The 24,944-nt window shown below is 69.8% G+C and carries 18 protein-coding genes; 2 read left to right on the top strand and 16 right to left on the bottom strand.

The features are described 5' to 3' along the window. The first annotated feature begins 3 nt into the window (after nt 1-3). On the top strand, nt 4-1,737 hold the full coding sequence (locus KT882_RS26875) for a methyl-accepting chemotaxis protein (RefSeq protein ID WP_228893760.1): 1,734 nt from the start codon (nt 4-6) through the stop codon (nt 1,735-1,737). A gap of 67 nt (nt 1,738-1,804) precedes the next feature. On the opposite strand, the gene KT882_RS26870 is transcribed toward KT882_RS26875, so the two are convergent. Next, nucleotides 1,805-1,984: an oxidoreductase-like domain-containing protein gene (locus KT882_RS26870; RefSeq protein ID WP_161073892.1), complete on the bottom strand. Its 180-nt coding sequence runs from the start codon at nt 1,982-1,984 to the stop codon at nt 1,805-1,807. Then, the gene (locus KT882_RS26865; RefSeq protein WP_228893759.1) at nt 1,981-5,136 is read right to left on the bottom strand and encodes a ligand-binding sensor domain-containing diguanylate cyclase; all 3,156 of its coding nucleotides are present in this window, start codon (nt 5,134-5,136) and stop codon (nt 1,981-1,983) included. Before KT882_RS26865 ends, KT882_RS26870 begins: the two co-directional genes overlap by 4 nt. Before the next feature lie 180 nt (nt 5,137-5,316). Here KT882_RS26865 and KT882_RS26860 point away from each other — a divergent pair, with 180 nt between their 5' ends. Next, nucleotides 5,317-6,852, top strand: coding sequence for a DEAD/DEAH box helicase (locus KT882_RS26860; RefSeq protein WP_228893758.1), 1,536 nt, complete (start codon nt 5,317-5,319; stop codon nt 6,850-6,852). Nucleotides 6,853-6,943: 91 nt separating this feature from the next. Here KT882_RS26860 and KT882_RS26855 read toward each other — a convergent pair whose 3' ends face one another. From KT882_RS26855 to KT882_RS26790, 14 genes are all read right to left on the bottom strand, one after another. Beyond that, the gene (locus tag KT882_RS26855; RefSeq protein ID WP_161073890.1) at nt 6,944-9,244 is read right to left on the bottom strand and encodes a DUF7024 domain-containing protein; all 2,301 of its coding nucleotides are present in this window, start codon (nt 9,242-9,244) and stop codon (nt 6,944-6,946) included. After that, nucleotides 9,241-9,666 (bottom strand): GtrA family protein, encoded by a 426-nt coding sequence (locus tag KT882_RS26850; protein WP_228893757.1) that lies wholly within the window; start codon nt 9,664-9,666, stop codon nt 9,241-9,243. Before KT882_RS26850 ends, KT882_RS26855 begins: the two co-directional genes overlap by 4 nt. Then, on the bottom strand, nt 9,667-10,545 hold the full coding sequence (locus KT882_RS26845) for a WxcM-like domain-containing protein (RefSeq protein WP_228893756.1): 879 nt from the start codon (nt 10,543-10,545) through the stop codon (nt 9,667-9,669). 1 nt (nt 10,546) lies between these two features. Beyond that, a complete protein-coding gene (locus tag KT882_RS26840) occupies nt 10,547-11,476 on the bottom strand; it encodes a GNAT family protein (protein ID WP_161073888.1) in 930 nt (309 codons plus the stop codon). Continuing rightward, nucleotides 11,473-12,462 (bottom strand): glycosyltransferase family 2 protein, encoded by a 990-nt coding sequence (locus KT882_RS26835; protein WP_228893755.1) that lies wholly within the window; start codon nt 12,460-12,462, stop codon nt 11,473-11,475. Before KT882_RS26835 ends, KT882_RS26840 begins: the two co-directional genes overlap by 4 nt. A gap of 14 nt (nt 12,463-12,476) precedes the next feature. Beyond that, a complete protein-coding gene (locus tag KT882_RS26830) occupies nt 12,477-13,574 on the bottom strand; it encodes a DegT/DnrJ/EryC1/StrS family aminotransferase (RefSeq protein ID WP_228893754.1) in 1,098 nt (365 codons plus the stop codon). A gap of 70 nt (nt 13,575-13,644) precedes the next feature. Next, complete coding sequence (locus KT882_RS26825; protein WP_228893753.1) at nt 13,645-16,812, bottom strand: glycosyltransferase; 3,168 nt, start codon at nt 16,810-16,812, stop codon at nt 13,645-13,647. A 5-nt stretch (nt 16,813-16,817) separates the two neighbouring features. Further along, entirely contained in the window at nt 16,818-18,425 is a 1,608-nt protein-coding gene (locus tag KT882_RS26820) for an FkbM family methyltransferase (RefSeq protein ID WP_228893752.1), read from the bottom strand. Beyond that, the gene (locus KT882_RS26815; RefSeq protein ID WP_161074041.1) at nt 18,422-19,645 is read right to left on the bottom strand and encodes an ABC transporter ATP-binding protein; all 1,224 of its coding nucleotides are present in this window, start codon (nt 19,643-19,645) and stop codon (nt 18,422-18,424) included. The genes KT882_RS26820 and KT882_RS26815 overlap by 4 nt, the downstream gene beginning before the upstream one ends. After that, entirely contained in the window at nt 19,645-20,439 is a 795-nt protein-coding gene (locus KT882_RS26810; protein WP_161074042.1) for an ABC transporter permease, read from the bottom strand. The genes KT882_RS26815 and KT882_RS26810 overlap by 1 nt, the downstream gene beginning before the upstream one ends. A gap of 157 nt (nt 20,440-20,596) precedes the next feature. Beyond that, nucleotides 20,597-21,337 carry a Crp/Fnr family transcriptional regulator gene (locus KT882_RS26805; protein WP_228893751.1) on the bottom strand — a complete coding sequence of 247 codons (741 nt, stop codon included), beginning with the start codon at nt 21,335-21,337 and terminating at the stop codon, nt 20,597-20,599. 35 nt (nt 21,338-21,372) lie between these two features. After that, nucleotides 21,373-21,699, bottom strand: coding sequence for a VanZ family protein (locus KT882_RS26800; RefSeq protein WP_228893750.1), 327 nt, complete (start codon nt 21,697-21,699; stop codon nt 21,373-21,375). Between the two features lie 46 nt (nt 21,700-21,745). Continuing rightward, nucleotides 21,746-23,065: a tetratricopeptide repeat protein gene (locus KT882_RS26795; protein WP_161074045.1), complete on the bottom strand. Its 1,320-nt coding sequence runs from the start codon at nt 23,063-23,065 to the stop codon at nt 21,746-21,748. After that, entirely contained in the window at nt 23,062-24,942 is a 1,881-nt protein-coding gene (locus KT882_RS26790; protein WP_228893749.1) for a CHASE2 domain-containing protein, read from the bottom strand. The genes KT882_RS26795 and KT882_RS26790 overlap by 4 nt, the downstream gene beginning before the upstream one ends. Nucleotides 24,943-24,944: the final 2 nt, after the last annotated feature.

The raw sequence follows: 24,944 nt of genomic DNA, 5'->3' as shown, positions 1-24,944 counted from the left end.
GCCATGAAATGGTTCTACAACCTCAAAATTGCCACCAAACTGATCGTCTCCTTCGGCGCAGTGCAGATCCTGTCGCTGATCCTGGGCCTCAACGCCATCGCCGCCATGGGCCGCATCAACCAGGCGTCGGACGACCTGGCGCAAAACTGGATGCCCAGCGTGCAGGCCGTGATGACCATCCGCATCGACGTGGGTGATTTTCGCCGCTGGCAGCTGGCCCATATCCTCAACAGTGAGGAGAAAGGCTACGAGACCTACGAGAAGCGCATGAACGATACGCTGGCATCGTTCAAGGCCGACTCCGAGCGCTACCAGAAACTCATTTCCAGTCCGGAAGAAAAAGCCCAGTACGAGGCCTTCGCCGCGCAGTGGCAGCAATTCATCGGCGAGAACGCCAAGCTGGTGGAGGCGTCGCGCAAGGGGGAAAAGGAAGCGGCGCGCGCGGTGGCCACCGGGGCCTCGGCGCAGATGATGACCGCGTTGAACGAGCAGCTCAACAAGCTGGTTAAGCTCAACATAGACGGCGGCGACGCCGCCAGCGACGCGGCCACCGCCACCTACAACAATTCGCGCCTGATTATCGTGGTGCTGCTGGTGGCCACCGTGGTGCTGGGCATGCTGCTGGCGCTGTGGGTGGCGCGCATCGTGGCCCGTCCCTTGCAGGAAGCGGTGTCGGTGGCCAAGCAGGTGGCCGGCGGCGACCTGACGCAGGAGATTGAGGTCAAGTCGCAGTGCGAAACCGGCCAGCTGATGGGCGCGCTCAAGGACATGACGGGCAGCCTGCAGTCGCTGGTGGCCCAGGTGCGCAGCGGCACCGACACCATCGCCACCGCGTCCGGCCAGATCGCCTCGGGCAACCAGGACCTGTCCTCGCGCACCGAGCAGCAGGCCAGTTCGCTGGAGGAGACCGCCTCGTCGATGGAGGAGCTGACCTCCACCGTCAAGCAGAACGCGGACAACGCGCGCCAGGCCAACCAGCTGGCGCAGTCGGCCTCCGGCATTGCCGTCCGGGGCGGCGACGTGGTGGGGCAGGTGGTGGGCACCATGGCCTCCATCAATGAATCGTCGCGCAAGATCGTGGACATTATCGCGGTCATCGACGGCATCGCCTTCCAGACCAATATCCTGGCGCTCAACGCCGCCGTGGAAGCGGCGCGCGCCGGCGAGCAGGGGCGCGGCTTCGCGGTGGTGGCGTCCGAGGTGCGCAACCTGGCGCAGCGTTCGGCGGCGGCGGCCAAGGACATCAAGACCCTGATCGGCGATTCGGTGGAAAAAGTGGACGCCGGCTCGCGCCTGGTGGACCAGGCCGGCGCCACGATGGATGAAATCGTGGCCAGCATCACGCGCGTGACGGACATCATGTCCGAGATCACGGCGGCCAGCCAGGAGCAGAGCAGCGGCATCGAGCAGGTCAATACGGCGATCGTGCAGATGGACCAGGTGACGCAGCAAAACGCGGCCCTGGTGGAGCAGGCCGCCGCCGCCGCCGAATCGATGATGGACCAGGCCGCGCACCTGAGCCAGGTGGTCAGCGCCTTCAAGCTCAGCGCCAGCGCCAGCGCCATGGCCGCCAGCGCCACGCAAGCGCCGCCGCGCGCGCGCAAGGCCGCGCCGGCAGCGCCGGCAAGGGCGGTCAGTCCGCCGCCCGCCAAGGCCCTGCCGCCTGCGCGCGCCGCCGTCAAGGCGCCGGCCAAGCCCGCGTCCAAGCCCGCCGCCGACGAATGGGAAGAGTTCTAAAACCGCTGCCGCCGAAACGCGTAGGGCGGGTTAGCGCAAGGCGCGTAACCCGCCGCAGTGCGCGTCCTCAAGGATGGCGCGCCTGCCAGTCCTTCAAATCGGCCCGGTACTTGTCCAGCGCATCCTGGTACATATCGTCCACGCAATAAGCGCAGCCGCTATGGCAGCAGTCGCCCGGTTCGGGCGGCTGCGGCGGTTCCGGGCGCGGGTCTTCCGCATCCAGCGTTGTTTCAGTCATCTCGTTCATTCCATTCCTAGTGCCAGCAGCGCCTGGTTGCGGCCCTTCTCCTTGGCGCGGTACAGCGCCTGGTCGGCCAGCGCCACCAGCATTTCCTCCGTGTTGTCGTCCGTCGGCGCCAGCACCGCCACACCTATGCTGATGGTGACGATGCCCAGCGGCGCGTCCGCGTGCGGCAGCGCCAGCCTGGCCAGCTCCGCGCAGATATCCTGCGCCACGCCGAACGCGTCGGCCGCATTGGTGGCCGCCGCCAGCAGCGCGAATTCCTCGCCGCCGTAGCGCGCCACCAGGTCGGTGCTGCGGCGCCCGTGCTTGGTGATCAGTTCGGCCACCGTGCGCAAGCAGGTGTCCCCGGCCAGGTGGCCGTAGTGGTCGTTATACTTCTTGAAGTGGTCCACGTCCAGCAGCGACAGGGCCACCGTCTGCCCGGTGCGCGCGGCGCGCCGCCATTCGGCCGCCAGCGCCTCGTCGAAGCCGCGCCGGTTGCGCACGCCGGTCAGGCCGTCGGTGGTGCTGAGCGCGGCCAGCTTGCGGTTCGATTCCTCCAGCGCGGCGGTGCGCGCCGTCACCAGCGCGGCCAGCTCGGCCTGGCGCCGCGTCAGGCGCCGGATGCGCCAGCGGTGCGCGGCCAGCAGGCCGCCCAGCACCAGCAGGCCCAGCCCGGCGCGGAACCACCAGCGCTGCCAGAACGGCGGCGTGATGACGATGGTCATGCTGGCCGGCTCGGCGCTCCACACGCCGCGGTGGTTGGCCGCGCGCACGCGGAAGGTGTAGGTGCCGGGATAGAGATTGGTGTAGCTGGCGTTGCGGTGCGAGGCGTCGGCCAGCACCCAGTCGCGGTCGAAGCCGGCCAGCTGGTAGGCGTAGCGGTTCTGGCCGGGATCGGTGTAGTGCAGCGCCGCGAATTCTATCGAAAACACCGAGGCCTGGGCCGACAGGGTCAACACGCGTGGCGCCGTCACCGGGCCTTGCAGCTCGGCGCCCTCGCTGCGCTGGCCTTCGCCCAGCGAACGGTTGAACACGGTGATGTCGGTAATGGCCACCTGCGGCGCCACGGTGTCGCTGCGCACGCTGCGCGGCGTGACGGCGGTCATGCCGTGCACGCCGCCGAAGTACAGCGTGCCGTCGCTGCCGTTGGCCGAGGAGTTGGTGGTGTAGCCGTCGGTCAGGCCGTCGGCCGGGCTGTAGCGTTCCACCTTGCCGCTGGCCGGGTCCAGCCGGTACAGGCCGGCGATGGTGCTGGCCCAGATCATGCCGTCCTGGTCGCTGCGGATGGCCAGCACCTTGCCCGAGCCGACCGCCGCCGCGTAGGGCTGCACCCGCAGCGCGCCGCTGGCCGCCACCGTCACCAGGTCCAGGCCCTTGGCGGTGCCCACCCACAGTCGGCCGGCCGCGTCCTCGTGCAGGCTGGAGACGTTGTCGTCCGACAGCGAGGGCTGGCCGCCGTCCTTGCTGGCATCCGGCGCATGGCGCAGGTGGCGGAACTTGCCGGTGGCCGGGTCCAGCATGTCCAGTCCGCCGCCGTTCCACTCCGAGCCAGCCCACACGCGGCCTGCCCGGTCCTCCAGCACCGCCGAGGTGCCGTTGACGCTGCGGCTGGCCGGGTCGGCCGGGTCGTTGTAATAGATGTGGTGGCTGCCACGCTTGCTGTCGTAGCGCACCAGGCTGTTGCCGGTGGCCAGCCACAGCACATGGTCGCGGCCGGGCGCGATGGCGTTGATGTAGTCGCTGGCGGTGTTGCCGAAGCGGATCACCTGGAAGCGGCCGTCCGGCCCCAGCCGGTTCAGGCCGTTGGCGGTGCCGGCCCACAGCGGCCCGGCGGCGTCCTTGCCCTGGCCTAGATCCTGATACAGGCTGTAGACAATGTCGTGGCTCAAGGTGCCCGGCTTGCCGTCCGCGCTGCGGTAGCTTTGCAGCACGGCGCCGCTGGCCGGGTCGTACAGGCTCAGGCCCAGATTGGCCGCCAGCCAGACCTTGCCGTCCGGCGCCGCCGCCAGCGCCAGCAGCGCGTTGGTCGACAGCGATCCCTGGTCCAGGCGGTGCGGCACGTGGCGGCGGAAGCCACGGCTGTTCAGGTTGGCCAGGCTGATGCCGTCGGTGAACGAGGCCACCCACAGCATGCCGCCCCGGTCCTGCAGCATGGCGCGCAGATTGTTGCCCGGCAGCGAATAGGGATCGCTGGCCTGGTGCTGGTACTGGTCGAAGCTGGCCTTATCCGGATTCCAGCGCAGCAGGCCGGCCGACAGCGTGGTGGCCCACAGGGTCTGGGCCTGGTCCACATAGAAACTGGTGATGCGGCTGGACGGGCTGGCGGCCGGCCTGCGCGGCGCCCACGGCTGGCCGGCCGGCTGGCTCAGCACGCCCGCCTCGGTGCCCAGCCACAGGGTGCCGTCGCGGTCGAACTGCATGGCGCGCACGATGTTGCTGCGGCTGTCGGGCTGGGCAGCGCTGTCCACCCGGTAGTGCTGGAAGAGGGTGGCGCCGGGCGCCAGGTAGTCCACGCCGCCGGGCCAGGTGCCGGCCCACAGGCCGCCGTCCTTGTCCAGCGCCAGCGCATTCAGGTCGTTGCTGCCCAGGCTGCCGGGCCGGGCCGCGTCGTGCGCGTAGACGGTGAATTTGCCGCTGTCCGGGTTGAAATGCTGCAGGCCGCCCCAGGTGCCTACCCACATGCCGTCCTTGCCGTCGGAGATGATGTTTTTGACGATCAGGCGGTTGGCCGGGCCGGAGGGCGGCGCGAAGACGGTGAAATCGTTGCTGTCCGGGTTGTAGCGCGCCAGGCCGTTGGCGGTGCCGGCCCACAGGCGGCCGCGCCGGTCCTCGTAGATGGCGGCCACGCGGTCGTGCGGCAGGCTGCGCGCGTCGTTGCGGGCGTGGGCGAACTTGACGGCGCGGTAGCCGTCATAGCGGTACAGGCCGTTGCTGTGGGTGCCTATCCAGACGAAGCCCTGGCGGTCCTGCAGCAGCGACAGCATGGACGGCTCGTCATTGTCCAGCGGCCCCAGTTTCTTGAAGCGCAGCGAGGGCGGGGCGCTGTGCGCCGGCGGCTGGGGCCAGCCCAGGCCGCAGATACCCAGAAGGAGGAGGGCGGCCAGCAGCTGCTGCCAGCGCGGCCAGCGGGGGCGCTGAAAAAGGGGGAGGAAGGGGGTTGCCATCATTGCCATTATACATTTCATTCATGTAACAGAATCGCGGGAAAGCGACTGTTTCCGTGTACAGTGGCGGAAATTTAGGGTATCGTGTAGGCCGCTGAATTTGTATCCTGTATCCGCGCAAGCTGGCCCCGCCCTGCTGTCCTCCCGCCTCGCCGCTTCGCGCGGATTTTGCTGTTTATTGAAAAATTTATGTCCGACATCGAGAACATTTCCACGCCAGAAGCCGTCCCCGCTGCCGCCCCGGCCGCCGCTACCGAAGCTGCCGAGCAGGTCCGCTTTGCCGATTTTGGCCTGTCGCCCGACATTCTGCGCGCGCTGACCGCGCAAGGCTACGTCCACCCGACGCCGATCCAGGCGCAAGCGATCCCCGTGGTGCTGCAAGGGCGCGACGTGATGGGCGCGGCCCAGACCGGCACCGGCAAGACCGCCGGTTTTTCGCTGCCCATCATCCAGCTGCTGCTGGCCACCGCCAACAGCTCCATGTCGCCCGCGCGCCATCCGGTGCGCGCGCTGATCCTGACCCCGACCCGCGAGCTGGCGGTGCAGGTGGCCGAGAACGTGGCCGCCTACTGCAAATTCACCCCGCTGCGCTCCTGCGTGGTGTTCGGCGGCATGGACATGAAGGGCCAGACCGTGGCCCTGAAGGCCGGCGTCGAGATCGTCATCGCCACGCCGGGCCGCCTGCTGGACCACATCGAGCAGAAGAATATTTCGCTGGGCCAGGTGCAGATGCTGGTCATGGACGAGGCCGACCGCATGCTGGACATGGGCTTCCTGCCGGACCTGCAGCGCATCATCAACCTGCTGCCCAAGCAGCGCCAGAACCTGATGTTCTCGGCCACCTTCTCGGGCGAGATCAAGAAGCTGGCCAATAGCTTCCTGAAGAATCCGCAGCTGATCGAAGTGGCGCGCAGCAACGCCACCGCCGAGCGCGTGACCCAGGTGGTGTACAAAGTCAGCGAAGAGCACAAGCGCGACGTGGTCGCCCACATCCTGCGCCAGCGCGAGCTCAAGCAGGTGATCGTGTTCTCCAACACCAAGATCGGCGCCTCGCGCCTGTCGCGCAGCCTGGAGCAGGAGGGCATGAAAGCCACCGCCATCCACGGCGACAAGACGCAGCAGGAACGCATGGCCGCGCTGGAATCGTTCAAGAAGGGCGAGATCGACGTGCTGGTGGCCACCGACGTGGCGGCGCGCGGCCTGGACATTTCCGACCTGCCTTGCGTCATCAACTACGACCTGCCCTACAACGCGGAAGACTATGTGCACCGCATCGGCCGCACCGGCCGCGCCGGCGCCTCGGGCGACGCCATCTCGATCTACTCGGACAAGGACGAGCGCCTGCTGGTCGACATTGAAAAACTGATCAAGCAGACCATCAAGCGCGGCGAACTGGACGGCTTCGCGCCGTCGTCCGCGCGCGGCGACGAGCGCCACGGCGAACGCCGCCACGGCAGCAGCCGCCGTCCGGAAGGCGAAACGCGCGCTGCGCCGGAACGCAGCAACGGCGGCGGCAGCAGCGCCGGCGGCAGCTACGCCGGCGCGCGCCCGGAACGCAGCCGTTCCAGCTCCGGCCCGATGCCGCGCCGCGAGAAGGTCGATCCGTGGTTCCTCAAGCCCTACGAGCCGGCCCAGAGCAGCGCGCCGGCGCCGGCCCCGCTGCCGGTGAGCAGCAAGCCCAAGCAGAAACTCGCCGCCTTGCTGGGCGGCCTGCGCAAGCTCTGAAACGCGCAGCGTCAATAAAAAAGCGCCGGACGATGATCTCGTCCGGCGCTTTTTTTATGCGCGGCTGGCGCCGCGGCGGCGTCGCGCCGGCTTAGGGCGTGATGCTGATCTGGATCAGGCCGATGCCGAGACGGCGGCCGTCCGGCCCGGCGCCTATCGACTGCGGCGACACCGGGTGCGGCGGCACCAGTTCCAGGCGGTCGGCACGGTCCGCGCCCAGGTCGAACGGCAGGCGGTAGGTCTGCTGGCCGGGCTGCAGCACCACGCTGTGGCTCTGCTTGCCGATGCGCACGGTCAGCGGCTGCCCGGTGTTGGGGCCGAAGGGCTGCAGCGTCAGGGCCAGCGTGAAGCGCTTCTCCAGCGGCTCCAGGAAATCGATCTGCACCGTTGGACTCAGCACGGCATCCGACCAGCGGCCCCAGCCTTCGGCCACCGACAGGCCGCGCGCGGCCGCCACGATCACCGGATAGGCCGGATCGGCGAAGCGGATGCCCGCAGCCAGCGCCGCCGGCGTGTTCAGCACGCCGTTCGGGCCGCCGTACAGGCTGCGGATGATCTGGCGCGCGCTCTTGCCGGCCACCGCCAGCGGTGGCGTGGCCGGGGCCGGCACGCGGAAGAACACCACTTTGCCGTCGGCGCGCGCCAGCGCCGGCGGCGCGCCGGTCAGCGCGCTCAGCTCGGCCACCGCTGCCGCGCCCTGGTCGGCGTAGCCGTCCCGGTTCAGGTAGATGCCGCTAAAGCCCAGTTTGGCGATGGTGGCCAGCTGCTGCGCCATGGGCTGGCTGTCCAGGTGGCGGTAGAACAGGTCGCCTTCGCGGCCTTTCATGCCGGCGTAGCTCCAAGACAATTCTTTCGAGTGCAGATAGCCGCGCATGTGGTCGTACACCGACATCTGGTGCAGCTGCGGCACTTCCGGGAACGGCATATACGGCAGCTGGTAAATCGCCGCGCCGCGCGGCAGCGCCGCTTCGATGGCGCGCACGAAGTCCTGGTTTTGCTGGAACTCCTGCTTGAGCTGGGCACGGCAGCCGGTGCAGACTGCGCCCGACTGGTCCCACATGCCGGCGCCAGCCAGCAGCGCGCACAGCGCCCCCGCCCCCAGCGCCAGGCGGCGTCCTTGCAGGCGCCCGGCCAGCCAGCCCTGCAGCAGCAGCATCAGGCCGGCCAGCGCGCCGAAGCCGATGAACACGCTGATGCGGTTCCAGCCCCGGATCGAGGACGAGATGGTCATGGAGAACAGCGCGCCCAGGCCGCCGATGGTGCCGAACAGGAACAGCAGGGTGACGATGAGTGCGAGCAGGGTCAGCCGCCGGTCCATGCGCCGGCCAGCCGTGGCGGCCAGGAGCACGCCCAGCATCGCCAGGAAGCCGGCGCCGCCCAGCAGGCCCAGCGCGGCAGTGCTGTTTTCATTGACCAGCGGCATATTCTGCGCATACATGTCGGCCAGGCCGTTCAGCGTGCTGCTGCGGTGGCCGCCGCGCGGCAGTATCAGTTGCATCAGCTTCAGGCCGTACACTTCGGCATTGGCGATGCCGCGGTTGGCCACTTCCGCATTGGCGCCGTGCGCGCGCTGGTAGGCCAGGTTGGGCGCGATGTTGAGCACGATCCCCAGCACCACGAAGGCGGTGGCGACGGCGGCGGCGCGCACGCTGCGCCACTCGCCCCGGCACAGGCCGGCCAGCGCCACGGCGCCGAACACCAGCACGCCGAACAGGGCGTAATACACGCCGAAGCTGGCCAGTACCATCAGGCCGGCGCCGGCCAGCAGCGTGGGGCGCATCCTGCCGCGGAGCTTGCCTTCAAACAGCTTGCCCTCGGCCATGCGCAGGGCCGCGTAGAAATACAGCGGCGCCACGAAGTACCAGGTGTAGAACAGATGCGACAGGCGCATCATGTGGAAGGGCATGAAGGTAAACAGCAGCGCGGCGGCGGCCGCGTAAGGACGCTCCAGGCGCAGCGCGCGCAGCACCAGGAAGGCGCTGGCAAAGGCGGCGCTGAAGCTGAGCAGGTAGTACAGATTGAACACGGTGGCGAAATTGCCGTTGATCAGGCCGAGCAGCTTCATCAGCACCAGGCTGCCCACGTCGGCGCCCGGGTAGTCGTGGAAGTCGGAGCCGAAGGGATAGCCGCTGTGGTCGTTGTGCAGCGCCCAGCCCTCGATCAGGCGCTTCATCAGCCAGGAATGGCTCAGGCCGTCGCCGACATACCAATACGGCACGTTCAGGTCGGGCAGCAGGCCCTGCGGCCAGCCGACCGTGACCAGGCTGGCCAGGAAGAAGCACAGGACCGCGCCGGGCAGCCACCAGCGCCATTCGGCGCGCATCAAGGCGCCCAGCGATTGCGGCGCCAGCAGCGCCGCGTCCGCGGCGCCGCCATTGTGATAGTTAGTCATTCAGTTTCCGTTGTTTGTATCGTAGCGGCGGCCGCGCTGCGGCGCGCCGACCATGCCAGCACCATTTTGCTGATGGCGTAGCTGAGCGGCACCATGCAGGCGGCCACCGCCAGCGGCGCCAGCTTGTGCGGCACCTGCAGCCATTCGACCAGCAGGCCGAGCAGGGCGGCCGAGATCAGGTATTGCAGCGCGTACACCAGCGGGAAGGCCAGGAAGCCGCTCCACGACAGCGGCACGCGGAACACCACCACGGCGTTGAACCAGTAGGAGAACACCACGCCGGCCGCGTAGGCCAGCAGATAGGCCGCCTGGTAGGGCAGGGCCAGGGCCAGCAGCAGATACAGGCCGTAGCTGAAGCCGGTGTTGATGGCGCCGCCGGCCACAAAGCGCGCCCAGCGCGCCAGCACTGCCCGCCGGCCCACTCAGCCTGCCTTCTGCGCGCCGACCACGGCCGAGAACTCGTCGTAGTTGCGGATGTAGTCGGCCGCTTCGTAGTAGTCGGAGGTAAACACCAGCAGCACCGCGTCGCTCGAATATTTGTACTGGATGCCCCAGGTCAGCGGCGGCAGGTAGATGCCCTGGTCGGGCGACTCGAGCAGCACCTCGCAGCGCGAGGCGTTGTCGTCCACCACCACCGCGCAGCTGCCTTTGACGCAGATCAGGAACTGGTGGCATTTATGGTGCGCATGCTCGCCGCGCGTCTTCTCGGTCGGCACGTTGTAGACCAGGAAGTAGCGCTTGGGCTCGAACGGGATCTCGCGCGCGAATTCGCCCACCGACAGGTCGCCGCGCGGGTCTTTCACGGCCTTGAAGCGGTGCAGCGTCACGCCGCCCACGCCCAGCGGCACGGTGGACTGGGTGGCCGGGAATTCGGCCTGGCGGTGCCAGTTCGGGCGCTCGGACTGGCTCAGCGTTTCCACGTAGCCGACGATGCGCGCCGGCGAACCGGACACGATGGCGTAGGGCGGCACGCTGTGGCTCACCACGGTGCCGGCCTCGACCACGGCGCCCTGGCCGACCTTGACGCCGGCGCAGATGGTGGCGCCGGCGCCGACCTTGCTGTGGGTGCCGAACACGGTGTGGCCGCTGGCCTCGTCGGGACGCTCCAGCGTCACGCCGGCGGCCAGCCTGGCGCCGGCTTCCAGGCGCACGCCCGGCCACACCTGGGTGAAGCCGGCCACGGCGCTGCCGGCGGCCAGTTCGGCGCCGCCGTAGACCACCACGTAGTCGCCCAGCTGGGCGCTGGCGTCGACCTGGGCGCCGTCGTGCACCACGGCGGAAGGGGAGGAGCTGTGCTGCATATTAGCCTCGGCTGTAAGTGGAGAAGATATGGCTGCTGCGTCCGACGCGGTAGCCATGGTGGGCCCAGACCTTGAGCACGGCGCGGTTGGTGGCCTGGGTGGTCATGAAGGCGGTGCCCACGCCGGCGGCCTGGAACTTGGCGCTCAGCGCGCCGATCAGCTTGACGTACCAGCCGCGCCGCGCCGGCGTCACCGCCGACAGCACCATGCGGCCCAGCTTCTGGCCGCCCAGCGCGGCCGGGGCCGTCACGTAGTTGCCGGTCAGGAAGGCGTCGGCCGGGCCGTCGGCCGGCACGATGACTTCGTCCGCATAGCCCTTGACCGAGTTCTCGACGAACACGGCCAGGAAGTCGTCGGCCTGCTGCGCGCTGAAGAAGTCGTCGGCGTGGAAGCGGTCATAGTGGTTGACGGCCTGGGCGGCGGCCACGCGCAGTGCCGGGATGTCGGCCGCGGTGGCGCCGCGCACGGCGGCGGCGCCCTTGGCGTCGAAGCGCTGCAGGTCGTCGCGGAAGCAGGTCAGGCGGGTTTCGATCAGGCGGTAGCCGGCGCCGCTCATGCCGGCGATGGCGGCCGTGTCTTCCGACGGCACTTCGGCGAACAGGTAAAACGCCGGGGCCTGCGCGGCCAGGTGGGCGCGCAGGCCGGCGAAGGCCGCCTGCAGCGCGCTGAACGGCGTGCCCGGAGCGGCCGCCGTGTAGTCGACGCGGAAGGTGGCGGTGCCGAAGAAATCGGTGTCCCACGGCAGCGCGCGGTAGACTATCTGCACGCCCGCGCTGCCCTGGTCCTGGCGGCCTTCAAACAGCTGCGCCTTGCCGGCGGCCAGGTCGGCCGCCAGTTCGCCCAGCCAGTCCGGTCCCAGCTGTTCGGGCGTGCGGCTCAGGAAACTGACCGGCGAGTAAAAGCCGGCCTTGTCGGAAACGGTCAAGGTCATGAGGAAACTCCTTCTGTCAGGGGATGCGGCGCGGCGGCGCTGTGCGCGGCCGCCGGCGGCGTATGGCTCAGGCGCGCGGCCACCACGGCCAGCGGACGCTGCTTGCTGTTCTCGTAGCCGCGCCAGGCGTAGGTGCCCACCAGGCCCAGGCCCAGCAAGTTCAGGGTGCCGAACAGCAGCACCACCAGCATGGTGGCGGCATAGCCGGGCACGTCGATGGCGCCGCTCAGGCGCGCCCCGGCCACCAGCAGGCCCAGGCCGATCGACAGCATGGAGCCGATCGCGCCCATGCGTACCAGCATGCGGATCGGATAGTCGGTGAAGGCGAAGATGCTGTCCATCATATAGTCCAGCTTCTTGCTGAAGGTCCAGGCCGACTTGCCTTCCTGGCGCACCTGGCGCTCGTAGGCCACCAGCTTGCGCCGGTAGCCCAGCCAGAAGATCAGCGCGATCAGCGAGGAGCGCGATTCCTCCAGCTGCAGCAGCTGGTCGCGGAAGGCGCGGTTGCAGCCGAACACGTCCACGCCGCCCTCGGGCATGTCGTGCACCACCAGGCGGCGGTACATGCCCCAGAACAGGCTGGAGGCCAGGCGCGAGCGCAGCGGATCCTGGCGCGTGGTGCGGGTGCCGATGGCCACGTCGCACTCGTCGCGTTCCAGCGACTGGAAGAACGCCACCACCAGCTCGGGCGGCTCCTGCAGGTCGGCCGCCATCACCGCGTAGTATTCGCCGCGCGCCGCTTGCAGGCCGGTGCGGATGCCGGGGAAGGAGCCGAAATTGCGCGAGTGCGCCAGCAGCTGGGCCGCGAAGGGCAGCGTGGGCAGGGCGTCGCGCAGCAGCGCGAAGGACTGGTCCGGGCTGCCGTCCACCACGAACACGGCTTCGAGCCGGCCGTCCAGCGCCTGGTTCATGCCTTGCACGGCCGCCAGCAGGCGCGGGATCGACTCCTCGTTCTTGTAGACCGGAATGACGACGGAAAACTTCATGCTGCCCATGCCGCTTAGGCCTGCCAGCTGTTGACGGCGGCGATCACCGCGTCCACTTCGGCGTCGGCCATTTCCGGGTAGCACGGCAGCGTCAGGATCTCGCGCGCCAGCGTCTCGGTGTTGGCCAGCTTGACGCCGGCAAAGCGCGCGCCCAGCACCGGCTGCGCGTAGTCGGGAATCGGGTAGTGCACGTCGGAGCCGATGGCATTGGCCTTCAGGTGCTCGCGCAGCGCGTCGCGGTTCGGGCTGCGCACCACGTACAGGTGGGCCACGGAGGCGGCGCCGGCGTCGGCCGGGGTCTGCACCTGCGCGTGGGCGATGCCGGCGCGGTAGCGCGCGGCGATGTCGCGGCGGCGCGCGTTGGCCGCGTCCAGCAGCGGCAGGAATTCGCTCAGGATGGCCGCCTGCAGCTCGTCCAGGCGGCTGTTGCGCGCGGCCGGCAGTTCCACCTTGTACTTGGCGGTCCAGCCGTACTGGCGCAGCATGCCCACGGTGGCGGCCACGTCGGCGCGGCTGGTGACGACGGCGCCGCCGTCGCCCAGCGCGCCCAGGTTCTTGGTCGGGTAGAAGCTGAAGGTGGAAGCGTCGCCGAAGGTGCCCACGCGCTGGCCGTCCACGGTGGCGCCGTGCGCCTGCGCGCAGTCTTCCAGCAGCGGCACGCCGCGCGCGGCGCACAGCGCCGCCATGGCCTTGATTTCCGGCAGGGCCAGGCCGTACAGGTGGGTCACCACCACCGCTTTCACGCCCGCGTCCAGCGCGCGCGTGACTTCGGCCAGCGTGGCGCCGCGCGTGTCCAGGTCCACGTCCATGAAGAAGGGCTCGGCGCCGGCGGCCAGCATGGCCAGCGTGGTGTACATGCCGGCGTTGGCCACGGTGGCCACGCGCTCGCCCGGCTGCACGCCCAGCGCCTTGAGCGCCAGTTCGATGGCGTCGGTGCCGTTGGCCAGGCTGACGCAGTGCGCCGCGCCCAGCCAGGCCGCGAAGTCTTGCTCGAAGCGCTTCACTTCCGGTCCCAGCACCAGCCAGCCGCTGGCGATGACGCGGTCCATGGCGGCCTTGATCTGGGTCTGGTGCTGGGTCAAACGGGTCGAGAGGTTGTTAATTTGTTGCATGTCAGGGTTCCGATACTGGTTGGAAAGTGCCGCGGGCGCCGTTGCGTAGACGCTCATCTTAGCACTTTGATTACTCATGGACTTCTGGTTTGGGCGGCGCGGCGCGCTGGTCTTGCGTCAGGCTGCGGTACCAGCGCTGCCCCACCACCACGTCCACCAATTGCTGCGCGCTCTGCTGCCATTTCAGCCAGGGCATGCCGTCCGAGCCCGGCGCCTTGCCGTCGGCCAGCAGGGCCAGCCACTCGGTCAGCGCCGCGCCCAGCTGGGCCGCGTCGGCGGCCCGGAAATAATGGGCGTGCGCGCCGGTCACTTCGCGGAATACCGGGATGTCGCGCGCCAGGATGGGGATGCCGTGCTGGGCCGCTTCGATCAGCGGCAGGCCGAAGCCTTCGCCCTCGGAGGCGGCCAGCAGGCCGCTGCAGCTCTGGTACAGCTTGAGCAGCATTTCGTCGGAGACGCCGGCCAGCCAGAACAGGCGCTGTTCGCGCTCCGGATGGCTGCGCAGGCGCTTGGCCAGCTGCTCCACCATCCAGCCCTCCTTGCCGACGATGACCAGGTTGGCGTCCACCCCTTGCTGCCACAGCAGGTCGAACGCGGCCAGGGCCTGGGCATGGCCCTTGCGCGGCTCCAGCGTGCCCACCATCAGCAGCGAGGGACGGGCGGCCACCGCCGCGAACACCTGCTCGGCGTTCTCGCTCAGGCCGAAGCTCGGCTTGCTCGCGTCGATGTCGGCGCCCAGGTGGAAATAGCCCAGCTTGAGCGGCGACTGGCGCCGCCACGGGCGCTCGGCCATCCAGCCGGTGAGCTCGTCGGCCACCGCGCGCGAGATGCACACGACCCCGTTGGCCACCTCGGACAGCGTGTCGAGGTAGTCGCCGAAGTAGTCCTGGGTGCCGAAGGGGAACCAGTCCGGGCGCAGCATGGGCAGCACGTCGTACACCACGAAATGCACCGCCACGCCCTGCTGGCGCATGGCCATGAGCTGCGCCCGGTTCTGCGCGGTGCCGTTGGTGTACAGATCCAGGCCGAGGAAGACGTCGTCCGGGCGCATCGCCAGCGGCGCGTCCTCCAGGCCGGGATCGGCCAGGCCCAGCTGCTGCAGCATGTAGCGGCGCGCATAGCGGTAGGGGCGGTTGCCGCCGTCGCCGTACACCGGCTCGACGCGCCAGCCGGGCGGCGGCGCGTCGATCAGCGCCTTGAGCACGCTGCGCACCACGCGCTGGATGCCGGTGCGCAGATCCGATTCGACCAGCGCGGAAATGTCGACGAACAACTGGCGCAGGCCGCGCGGCGGCTGGTTCCAGGCGATGGCGCGCGCCGCCGCCAGCAGCTCGCCCGGCTGCGCGGCCGCCGCGTGCGGCAGGCGCGCCAGCCCGGCCAGCAGCTCCTGGTAGTGGCGGCGCGGGTGGCGCGCGGCGAACTGTTCGATGGCGGCGTGGTAGCCGCGCGCGGCCGCCGCCGGCGCGTGCGCGCTGCGCACCAGCTGCTCGGCCGCCGCGCCCAGGCGGGCGCGCAGCGCGGCGTCGCCGTGCAGGCGCTGCAGCGCGTCGGCCAGCTGCTCGACCGTGAAGGCGTCCGGCAGCTTGAGCAGGACGTCGTCGCCGATGTCGGCGGCCGCGCCATGGGCGTTGATGATGGTGGCCGCGCCGTACAGCAGGCAGTCCAGGATGGCGGCCGAGGTTTCGCCGCGCGTCATGCTGCGCAGCTGCACCGCGATGTCGGCGGCCGCGCCGTAGTCGGCATAGGTCTCGGGCGGCACGAAGCCGGTGATCAGGATGCGCGCGGCCGCGCCGCTGGCGGCGATGCGCTCGCGCACCTGCTGGCCGTAGCCCTGCGCCGCGGCCTGGCCCACGAACACCAGCTTGCAGCGCGGGTCGCGCCCCAGCGGCGAGGCCAGGAAGGCGTCCACCAGTTCGGCGTTCAGCTTGGTCGCGCCCAGCATGCCGAAGCTGCACACCAGGAAGTCGTCCTCGGCCAGGCCGAGCGCGGCGCGCGCGGCGGCGCGCCGGCCGTCGCCGGCCACCCGGTCCAGCGGCCGGCGCGGCAGCGTCACCACCTGCCAGTCCTGCGCGGCGTCCGGGCCGTACCACTGGCTGGCCAGCGCGCGCGCGTAGTCGGAATGGACGATCACGCCGGCCGCCTGCGCCAGCACGGCGGCGTTGGCCGGATGGTCCCAGATGGCGGCGGTGCGGTCGCGCTGCAGCGCGTCGAGCGCGCCGTAGCCGTGCGCCTGGTACAGGGCGCGCGGGAACAGGCCGGGCTGGCCGCCGCTGTGGTCCAGCCAGTCCACCACGCCGGACAGGTAGAAGTCGTGCAGTATCACCACGCCGGGATGGCGCTGCAGCATGGCGAACATATAGCCGTGCATCGGGTTGTTGCCGAAGTGGTAGACGATGCGGTCGAACTGCTGCGCGTGGGCGTCGAACCAGGCCGGGCTGCGCAGCGGGAAATTGGCGGCGATGTGGGGCGCGCCGATGGCGCCCTGTTCGGCCACGATCTCGATGTCGTAGTAGCGCGCCAGCGCCGGCAGCACGTCGGCGCTGTAGTCGGCTATGCCGGATTGCTCCGGCGGCAGGGGCGACAGGTAGGCCAGGCGCGGGCGGCGCGGCGCCGGCGCCGCGCCCGCGTGCCGGGCGGCGGCCGCGCTGAACAGCGCCCACAGCGCTTCGGGCGCGCTGTCGGCGCCGGCCACGGCCACCTGCTCGGGCTCGACGGCGCGCTCGATGCGGGCCGCCAGTTCGGCGTTGGCGGCCAGCAGCAGGGCGGCCGAGCGCAAGCTGGACTGGCTGCGCTGCCAGGCCTCCAGCACTTCCGGCGCCTCGCTGGCGGGGGCGTCGAGCACCGTGCCGCGCGCCAGGCTGAAGGCGGTCGGCAGCTGCGGGTGCGGGCGCGCCGCGCACAGCGCTTGCGCGGTGCCGTCGAACAGGGCGGGCGCGTAGACCAGGTCCGGCGCCAGGCCGAGCAGGAAATTGTCGCGCACCAGTTCGGCGGCGCGGCTGCGCCAGGCGGCGTCGCCGCCGTCGGCCGGCGCCGGCAGCAGGTAGCTGCGCACGCGCTCCGGCGGCAGCACGCCGTCAAAGGCGGCGCGCAGCCACTCGATGCGTTCGGGCTGGCCGCCGTCCAGGGCGATCCATACTTGGTGCGGCCCGGCGCTGCGCGCCAGGCGCAGCGCCTGGTCCAGCGCGGCGTCGTGATTGCTGCCGTGCTGGCAGGCCTGCAGGTCGATTACTAGGCGCATGGTGTTCAGGTAGTGGGGGAATGGATGGCGCGCAGCAGCTCGCCGTACACGGCGCGCACCGGCTCCGCTTCGTGGCCCAGCGGAATGGCCCAGCGGCTGGCCTCCGGCGCGGCGGCGCACTCGGCGGCGGCGCCGCTGTCGGGCAGCGCGGCGGCCGCGGCCGGCGCGGCGCTGTCCGCGGCCGGCGGACGCAGGCTGCTGAGGACGCGATGGGCCAGGCCGGGGAAGCGCCGCTGCAGCGGGATCAGCAGGCGGCGCGCGCTTTCGCTGCGGCCCAGGCGGCGCACCAGGCGCAGGGCGCCGTCGCGGCTGCGCGCCAGCAGCGCCTGCGGCGCGCGACCCACGCCGAGCAGGCTGCCGCGCAGGCGCCACCAGCGGCTGTGTTCCATGGCCAGCAGGCGCTGCTGCATGTCGCTGCCCCAGGCGCCGGCCTGGTGGCGCGCGTGCTCGCTGTGCGCCAGCGCCGCCTGCAGCTCGCCCAGCGCGCCCTGCAGCTGCGCTTCGCGCCGCGCCAGTTCGTCCCGCAGCGCCGTTTCGCGCCGCGCCAGTTCGTCCTGCAGCGCCGTTTCGCGCTGCACCAGCTGGTCCTGCAGCGCGGCCAGTCCGTCCTGCAGCGCGGCGACCTGCTCGGCGCGGCGCGCCAGGTCGCCGTCGCGCAGTATCAGCTGCGCTTCGCAGGCGGCCAGCTGCCGCACCTGCTCGGCCTGCACCGCCAGCGTCTCCTGCAGGCGCTGCTGGGCCGCTGCCGCGCCGGCCAGCGCCTGGCTGACCTGGCGGTTGGCTTCGCGGCCGTCGTGCAGGGCCTGTTCGGCCAGGGCCGTGCGCTCGGCCTGCGCGTCGGCGGCGCGGCCCTGGGCGGCGGCGGCCTGCTCCAGCGCATCCTGCAGCTGGCCGGCGAGGGTTGCCTTGGCTTGCCAGGCGTGCGCCAGGTGGTGGCTGATGAAGTCGTCAAAGACATTCGGCTGCAGCGCCAGCACCTCGCGCAGCGCGGCGTGCTCGCCGGCCGTGTAGTAGCGGTTCAGGCCGTCGAACCAGGCGAATTGGTAGTCGTGCGCCGTCACCAGCGCTTCCCAGGCCTGGTGCGCGCTGTCGCGCTGGCCGGGCAGGGTCGCTTCGATCACCAGTATCCACGGCCGCCAGCGCTGCAGGTCCAGGCCGCGCAGCACCTCGCCCTCGGCGCCCTCGACGTCGATCTTCAGGAAGTGGATCGGGCCCTGCACATGGGCGGCGCAGATGTCGTTGAGCGTGCGCAGCGGCACCGTCACTTCCTGCAGCGCATAGCCGTCGGCGCGGTGGCCGTCGGCCACGGCCGCGTCGGTGGAGGCCCAGCCGTTCATGTCCGGCACTTCATACAGCGTGATCTCGCCGTCGCGCGCGCCGCAGGCCACGGCCAGGTTCAGGTCGCGCGGGCGCTGGGCCTGGAACTGGGCGTGGTAGGACGGCATCGGCTCGATATTGATGCCGCTCCAGCCGCTGTCGTAAAACGCCTTGCTCACCGAGTGCAGCACCGGATCGTTGGCGCCGACGTCGATATAAAACCCGTTGCGCACATGGCCCAGGGCGCGCCACAGCAGCACGTCCTCGCAGTTTTGCGCGTAGCTGACGAAACTCATAATTGGACGATCTCGATAGTGGGGTCGATAAAGGCCGTGCCCTCGAAGTGCGGGCGGCGCATATTGATCACGGTAAACACCAGCGCCAGGTCGCGCCACTCGTAGTTGTTGACCAGGTGGGTGTCGGTGCTGACGATGGCGGTCGACACCGAATAGGTGCCGGGGCCGAGGTTCATCGGGAAGGCGAAGCGGTAGCGCACCAGGCTGCCGGCGGCCACGGCGGCCAGCGGCATCTCCTTCAGGTGGGTATTGGTGCCGTACATGGCCTGCCCGAGCCGGTCCTTGATCATATAGCCCAGCACCATGCGCGGGATCGGCGCGTGCGCCTGCACCGTGACCTCCAGCGTCACCGCCGCGCCCACGTCCACCACCTCGACCGGCGCGCCGTGCTCGTCGAGCAGCGCGATCTGCGCCACGCTCGCCTCGCCGCTGCCGGAAATGATCTGCACCTTGCCGCTGTCCAGGGTTTTCACTTCCAGCTTCTGGTTCTCGCGCTCGGCGATCATGGCGTTGTAGTAATCCATGATTTCCTCCGGCGGCCCGCTGCGCGCCAGGCGGCCGGCGTCGAGCAGGATGGCGCGGTCGCACACCGACTGGATGGCCTGCTTGTCGTGCGACACCAGCAGCAGCGTGGTGCCCTGGCGGCGGTATGCGCGGATGCGCTCGAAGCTCTTGTGCTGGAAATAGGTGTCGCCCACCGACAGCGCCTCGTCGACGATGAGGATGTCGGGCCGGCGCGCGGTGGCCACGGAAAAGGCCACGCGCATCTGCATGCCGCTGGAGTACACCCGCACCGGCTGGTCCATATAGTCGCCGATCTCGGCGAAGGCCTCGATGTCGGGCATCAGCGCCGTGATCTCGGCCACCGTCATGCCGATCAGCTGGCCGGCCATGTAGACGTTCTGGCGGCCGGTGAAGTCGGGATGGAAGCCCATGCCCAGCTCCAGCAGCGCGGCCACGCGGCCCTGCATGGCCACGCCGCCCGTGGTGGGCTGGGTGGTGCCGGTGATCAGCTTGAGCAGCGTGCTCTTGCCGGCGCCGTTGATGCCGATCAGGCCCACGGCCTCGCCGGGCGCGACGTGGAAATTAATGTCCTGCAAAATCCACTTGAGCTTGTGGCGCGCGCCGCGGAAGGGCAACAGCCATTCGCCCAGGCGCGACCAGCGCGTGGGATATTGTTTGTAGGCCTTGCCCAGGTTGCTGACTGTTATCGAGCCCATCAGAGTTCATCCACCATTTCACCCGCGCGCTTGCGGAACAATTTCATGCCGAGCAGGCACAGCGCCAGCGCCAGCGCCAGCGCCGGCAGCATGCTGGCCCAGTCCGGCGCCTGGCCCGCCACCAGGATGGTCTGGCAGGCCTGGATCACGGCCGCCATCGGGTTCCAGGCCAGCAGGCCGCGCACCTCGGCCGGCAAAATGCTGGCCGGGTAGACGATGGGCGTGAACCAGAACCAGAACTGGATAAAGATGGTGAAGAACTGGCCCACGTCGCGGAAGAACACATTGAGCACGCCCAGCACCAGGCCCAGGCCGATGGCCAGCATCACCAGCAGCGCCAGCACCGGTATCAGCAGCAGGAAGACGGCGCCCGGGAACTGGCCCGACAGCAGCAGGAAGGCGGTAAACAGGCCGAAGATGATGCCGAAGTTGACCAGCGCGTTGAGCACCACGATGACGGGCAGGCTGGTGCGCGGGAAGCTGATCTTCTTGAGCAGGTTGGCCTGCTCGAGGAACATGTTCTGGGCGCGCGTGACGATTTCCGAGAACAGGCCCCAGGCCAGCACGCCGGCGCACAGGTAGATGCTGTAGCCGTACTCGGTGCTGTTGCCCGGCAGCTTGCTCTGCATCACTTGCGAGAAGATCAGCGTGTACACCAGTATCATGGCCAGCGGGCTCAGCACGGTCCAGGCCGCGCCCAGCATGGTGTTGCGGTATTTGGACTGGAACTCGCGCCGGACACTGCCCAGCACAAAGCCGCGGTAGGACCACAGGGCGCGCAACATCAAACTCATGCCGCCCTCCGGCCGGGACGGGCAATAATTAGCATCATCGTGAATTGGGCCGCGCTGCGCGGACGGCAGGACGGCGGGGATTGGTCAAGAGCGGCATTATAGCCTACCGTCCCACGCCCCTTGCTACAGTTGTAACACGTTGTCACAAAGAAAGGAGCTAGCTCTGCACCAGCTTTTGCAGCGCCTCGGGGTTTTTGATCACCAGCCGGTGCGGTTCCTTCTGGACGATGCCCTGCTGCACCAGCGTGAGCAGCGCCCGGGTGACGGTCTCGCGGCTGGTGTTGATCATATTGGCAATATCCTGGTGGGTGGGCAGGTTTTCCACCACTGTGCCGTCCGGCTTGTTTTTCTGCATCAGCACCAGGTAGGTGTAGATGCGCTTGGCCGTGTTGTTGATGCTGAGCAGGGCGCGGAATTCGGAGTCGCGCTGGATTTTCTGCGCCAGGTGCTGCAGCATCTGGCGCGCCACCGTGGGCGAATGCGAAAACAGGTGCATGGCGGTGGCGGCGGGCAGGAAGGCGACCAGCACGTCCGTCATGGCCACCACCGAGGCCGAGCGCGTGGTGTTGTTGATCAGGGCGATTTCGCCGAAGAAGTCGCCGGGCGCCAGCATGCGCAGGCCGATGGCGCGGCCGTCCTCGGTAATGTCGACCACTTGCAGCTGACCCGACAGCAAGAACAGCAGCCCGTCACCGTGGCCGCCCTTGTGCAGCACCACGTCGCGCTTGGCATACTGGCGGAAGCGCAGATCGCCCTTGACGCGCAGGATTTCCTCGTCGGTCAGGTTGGCCAGCAGCGGTATCTTGCGCAGGTGGACCTGAACCTGGCGCTCGGCCGGCGACGCTTCCGTACCGGTGTCGGGCGGCGGCGGGCTGGCTGGCTGGATGGTGGTATTCATGCGTTTCGTTCAGTGGGTGACAGCGTCATTCTAGCTCAGATGGAGGCGAGTGCCGCTGCGCACAAGGCCCCCGCCGCCACGCCGGCCGCGTTGGCGGCCATGTCGCGCCAGGAGAAGCCGCGTCCCGGCACCAGCTGCTGCAGGCATTCGATCAGCCAGCCGGCCAGCAGCAGGCCGGCCAGCCACAGCGCGGCGCTGGCGGCCGGCGCGATGCGCATGGCCAGCAGGGCCAGCCCGGCAAAGGCGCCGAAATGCATCAGCTTGTCGTTCGGCAAGCGCGACGGCAGCCACTGGTTGGGCACCAGGCAGCCTGCCACCAGGGCCAGGCTGAAGCCGATAAAAACCGCCATTTCCCACATCATGCGCTTATCCGTTTCACTACGCGCTGCGCGCGCGCCGGTGAACCATTCACAGACCCTGCCACTGCCAGCTCAATTGCAATTGGCGGTTATTGTACTGAAAGATGGGAATATTTTCCCTGTTGATGACCTGCCGCACTTCCAGGATCAGGTTTTGCTGGCGCGCGACCGGATAGGTGAGGGCGGCGCGCAGCGTGTGCGTGTCCTGCTCGCGCACCTGGTCGACCACGGGCGGCGCATAGGGCTCGCTGCCGCGCCAGTGCTGCAGCGTGTAGCCCACTTCGGCGGTCAGGCCGGTGCCGTATTTGCGCTGCCAGCTCAGCGCGGCGTTGGCGCCGTGGCGGTCGCCGCCGGGGCGCGCGCCGGTGGCGCGGTCGGTGGCCACGCCGATGCTGGCGCTGACCACGCTGTCGTTCTTGCGCCGGCTGAACTGGGCGCGCAGCTCGCCGGTGTTGGCGTCGAAGGTGTCCAGCGTCACATAGCTGTTGCGCCCCACGCTGCCCTGCAGGTGGAAGGTGAAGCCGTAGGGCAGCTTGAGCGGCGGGCCCACGCGCGCCAGCAGCTGGTACTGGCGCTGGTAGAACTCGCCGCCCAGCGAGATCAGGCCGGCCAGCACGGTGCCGCGCAGGGTCCAGCCGTCCCAGCGCCACAGCGTTTCGGCGCCGGCGAACAGGGCGCCGCTGTCGTACTGGCGCAAGGTGTCGTTGCGGCGCTGCTGGAACTGGACGAAGCCGACGGTGCCGTTCGGCGTCAGGTCGCGCATATAGTCGCCCGACAGCATGGTGTACTGGTCGTGCTGCGGCTGGAACTCGGGCGACAGCGTGTATTCCGGGTTCAGCACCCGGGTCGAGCCCTGGTTGACGTTCTGGTCGATGCCGCGCGAGATGGACAGGCTGTACTGGCTGAGCGGCGTCCACTGCTCGCAGCCGACGGCGCGCGCTTCGCGTATCAGCTCGACGATGCCGGGCGGCGGCGCAAAGCGCTCCTCGATGGTGCGGAACATGCGCTCGGCCTCGTCCGGGCGGCCCAGGCTGCACTGGATCAGCGCCAGGTCCAGCCAGGCGCCGGCATGCTGCGGCTCCTGCTCGATCACGCGCCGCAGCGCCTGGTTGGCGTCCTGCTTGCGGCCCTCGGCGATGGATTGCAGCGCGTCCTCGTACAGCTGTTTGGTCACGGCCTGCACCGGCGGCAGTTGCTCCGGAGCCGGGGCCGGGATGGGCGGCGTGTCCGCCGCAGTGGCGGACGTGGCGGCCGGCGCGGCGGATTCGGCGCCGGGCCGGTCTTGCTGCTGCTCCTGCTGCTGCGCCGCGCTGGCGCCGCAGGCCAGCAGCAGCGCCAGCGCGGCCAAGGGGGAAGCCGGGCGCCTCATGCGGGCTGCTCCTCGGCGGCCGGCAGGGCGGCTTGGGTCATGGCGGGTTCAAGGGTGTACAAGGTGGTGGTTTTTTCTTTCCCGCGCAGTACGCGTTCTCCCAGCAGCAGGAAGCGGTGGCGGCGCGCCTGCGCCACGGTGCCGGCGCCGATGATGATGTCGTGCGGCAGGTCGCGCGCGGCCTGCTCCAGGCGCGAGGCGGTGTTCACGCTGTCGCCCACGGCGGTATAGATGCTGCGCGAGCCGGTGCCGAAGTCGCCCGCGAAGGCGGTGCCGCTGTCGATGCCGATGCGCACCCGCAGCGGCGCAAAGCCGTTGCGCGCGCGCTGCCGGTTGTACTGGCGCACGCGTTCCACAATGTCGGCCGCCGCGTCCAGCGCCAGGTCGGCGTGGTCGGGATTGGGCAGCGGCGCGCCCCAGAACGCCACCAGGCCATCGCCGGTGTATTTGTCCAGCGTGCCGCCCTGGGCCATGACCGGGCCGGTCAGGCATTCCAGGAATTCGCGCGTGAGCTGGGCGGCGGCGGCCACCGGCAGCGCCTCGACGTGGGTGGTGTAGCCCTCCATGTCGGCGATCAGCGTGGTCACTTCGCGCTGGGCCGGCGCCAGCGGATCCTTGATGTCGCTGCGCAGCAGCTCCGTCACCACTTCCGGCGCCACGTACTGGCGCAGCGTGTCGAGCAGGTGGCGCGATTTGCGCTGCGTGAGCTGCCAATGGTAGGGCACGGCCACGGCCAGCAGGAACAGGGTGCAGGCCAGCGGGCCGGTGGTGGAGAAATACGGGTCGTGCGGGCTCATGGCATAGGCCAGCGCCAGCCAGGCGGCGCTCAGCGCGGCGAGCACGCCCACGCCCAGCGCGGCCGGCACGCGCGGCAGCGCCCACAGCGCCAGCAGCACGCAGGCCGCGCCATACAGGCTGCCGATCCAGCGTCCCGGCCACGGCGCGGGCGCCGTGCCTTGCTGCAGGTCGAGCAGGGTGGACAGCATGGCGGCCTGCACCCCCAGGCCGGGGCGGTTGGCCGCCAGCGGCGTGGCCACACGGTCGCTCAGGCCCAGCGAGGACGAACCGACCAGCACTAGGCGGCCGGCCGCGCTGGCCGGTTCGATGCGCTGGGCCAGCACGTCGCTGGCCTGCACCAGGGTGTAGGCGCTCCAGTCGCGCTTGTAGGCGATGCGCTGCGGGCTGGGCGGCAGCGTGGCCAGGCCGCCGCCGCAGCAGTCGATCAGCGCCAAACTCAGCGCGGGATAGCGCGCCCCCTGGTAGCTGGTGAGCAGGGGCAGGCGGCGCAGGGCGCCGTCCGGGTCCGGAATGAAGCCGATATTGCCGACGTTGGGCGCGCCGGCCCAGGCGGCCTGGTTGGCGATATAGCCGGTGGCCGCCGTGGCGTCGCCGGCGCGCGCGGTGGCGCCGCTCAGCCGGCCTTCGCGCAGCGCATACGGGCGGCTCTGTGAATAGTCGAAAGCCTGCGCCAGCACCAGCCGCGCGTGCCGGGCCAGCATGCCGAGACGCAGGTCGCCGTCGGCGTCGGCCGGATTGGGCAGCACGATGTCGAGCGCGACGCCGCGCGCGCCGTAGGTGGTCAGCAGGATTTCCACCAGGTCGGCCAGGCGCGCGCGCGGCCAGGGCCACGGGCCCAGCTCGGCCATGCTGGCCTCGTCGATGTCGACCACCAGCACGCGCGGTTCGGGCGTGTCCGTGCTTTGCCAGCGCAGATAGCGGTCGCGCAGCCACTCGTCGGCGAACAGCGAGGCGCCGGGCGGCGCCAGCCATTGCGTGCCCAGCGCCAGCATGAGTCCGGCAGCGGCTATCAGCGCGCGCGGCAGCCAGGCCGGCAAGGGGGGCAGGCGCCGTGACCAGGATGTCGTCGAAGATGTCAAAA

The sequence above is a fragment of the Pseudoduganella aquatica genome (assembly GCF_020865585.1).
GTDB classification, from domain to species: Bacteria; Pseudomonadota; Gammaproteobacteria; order Burkholderiales; family Burkholderiaceae_D; genus Rugamonas; species Rugamonas aquatica_A.
Note: the sequence above shows the minus strand (reverse complement) of the source record. Positions and strands in the feature narration are given on the sequence as shown.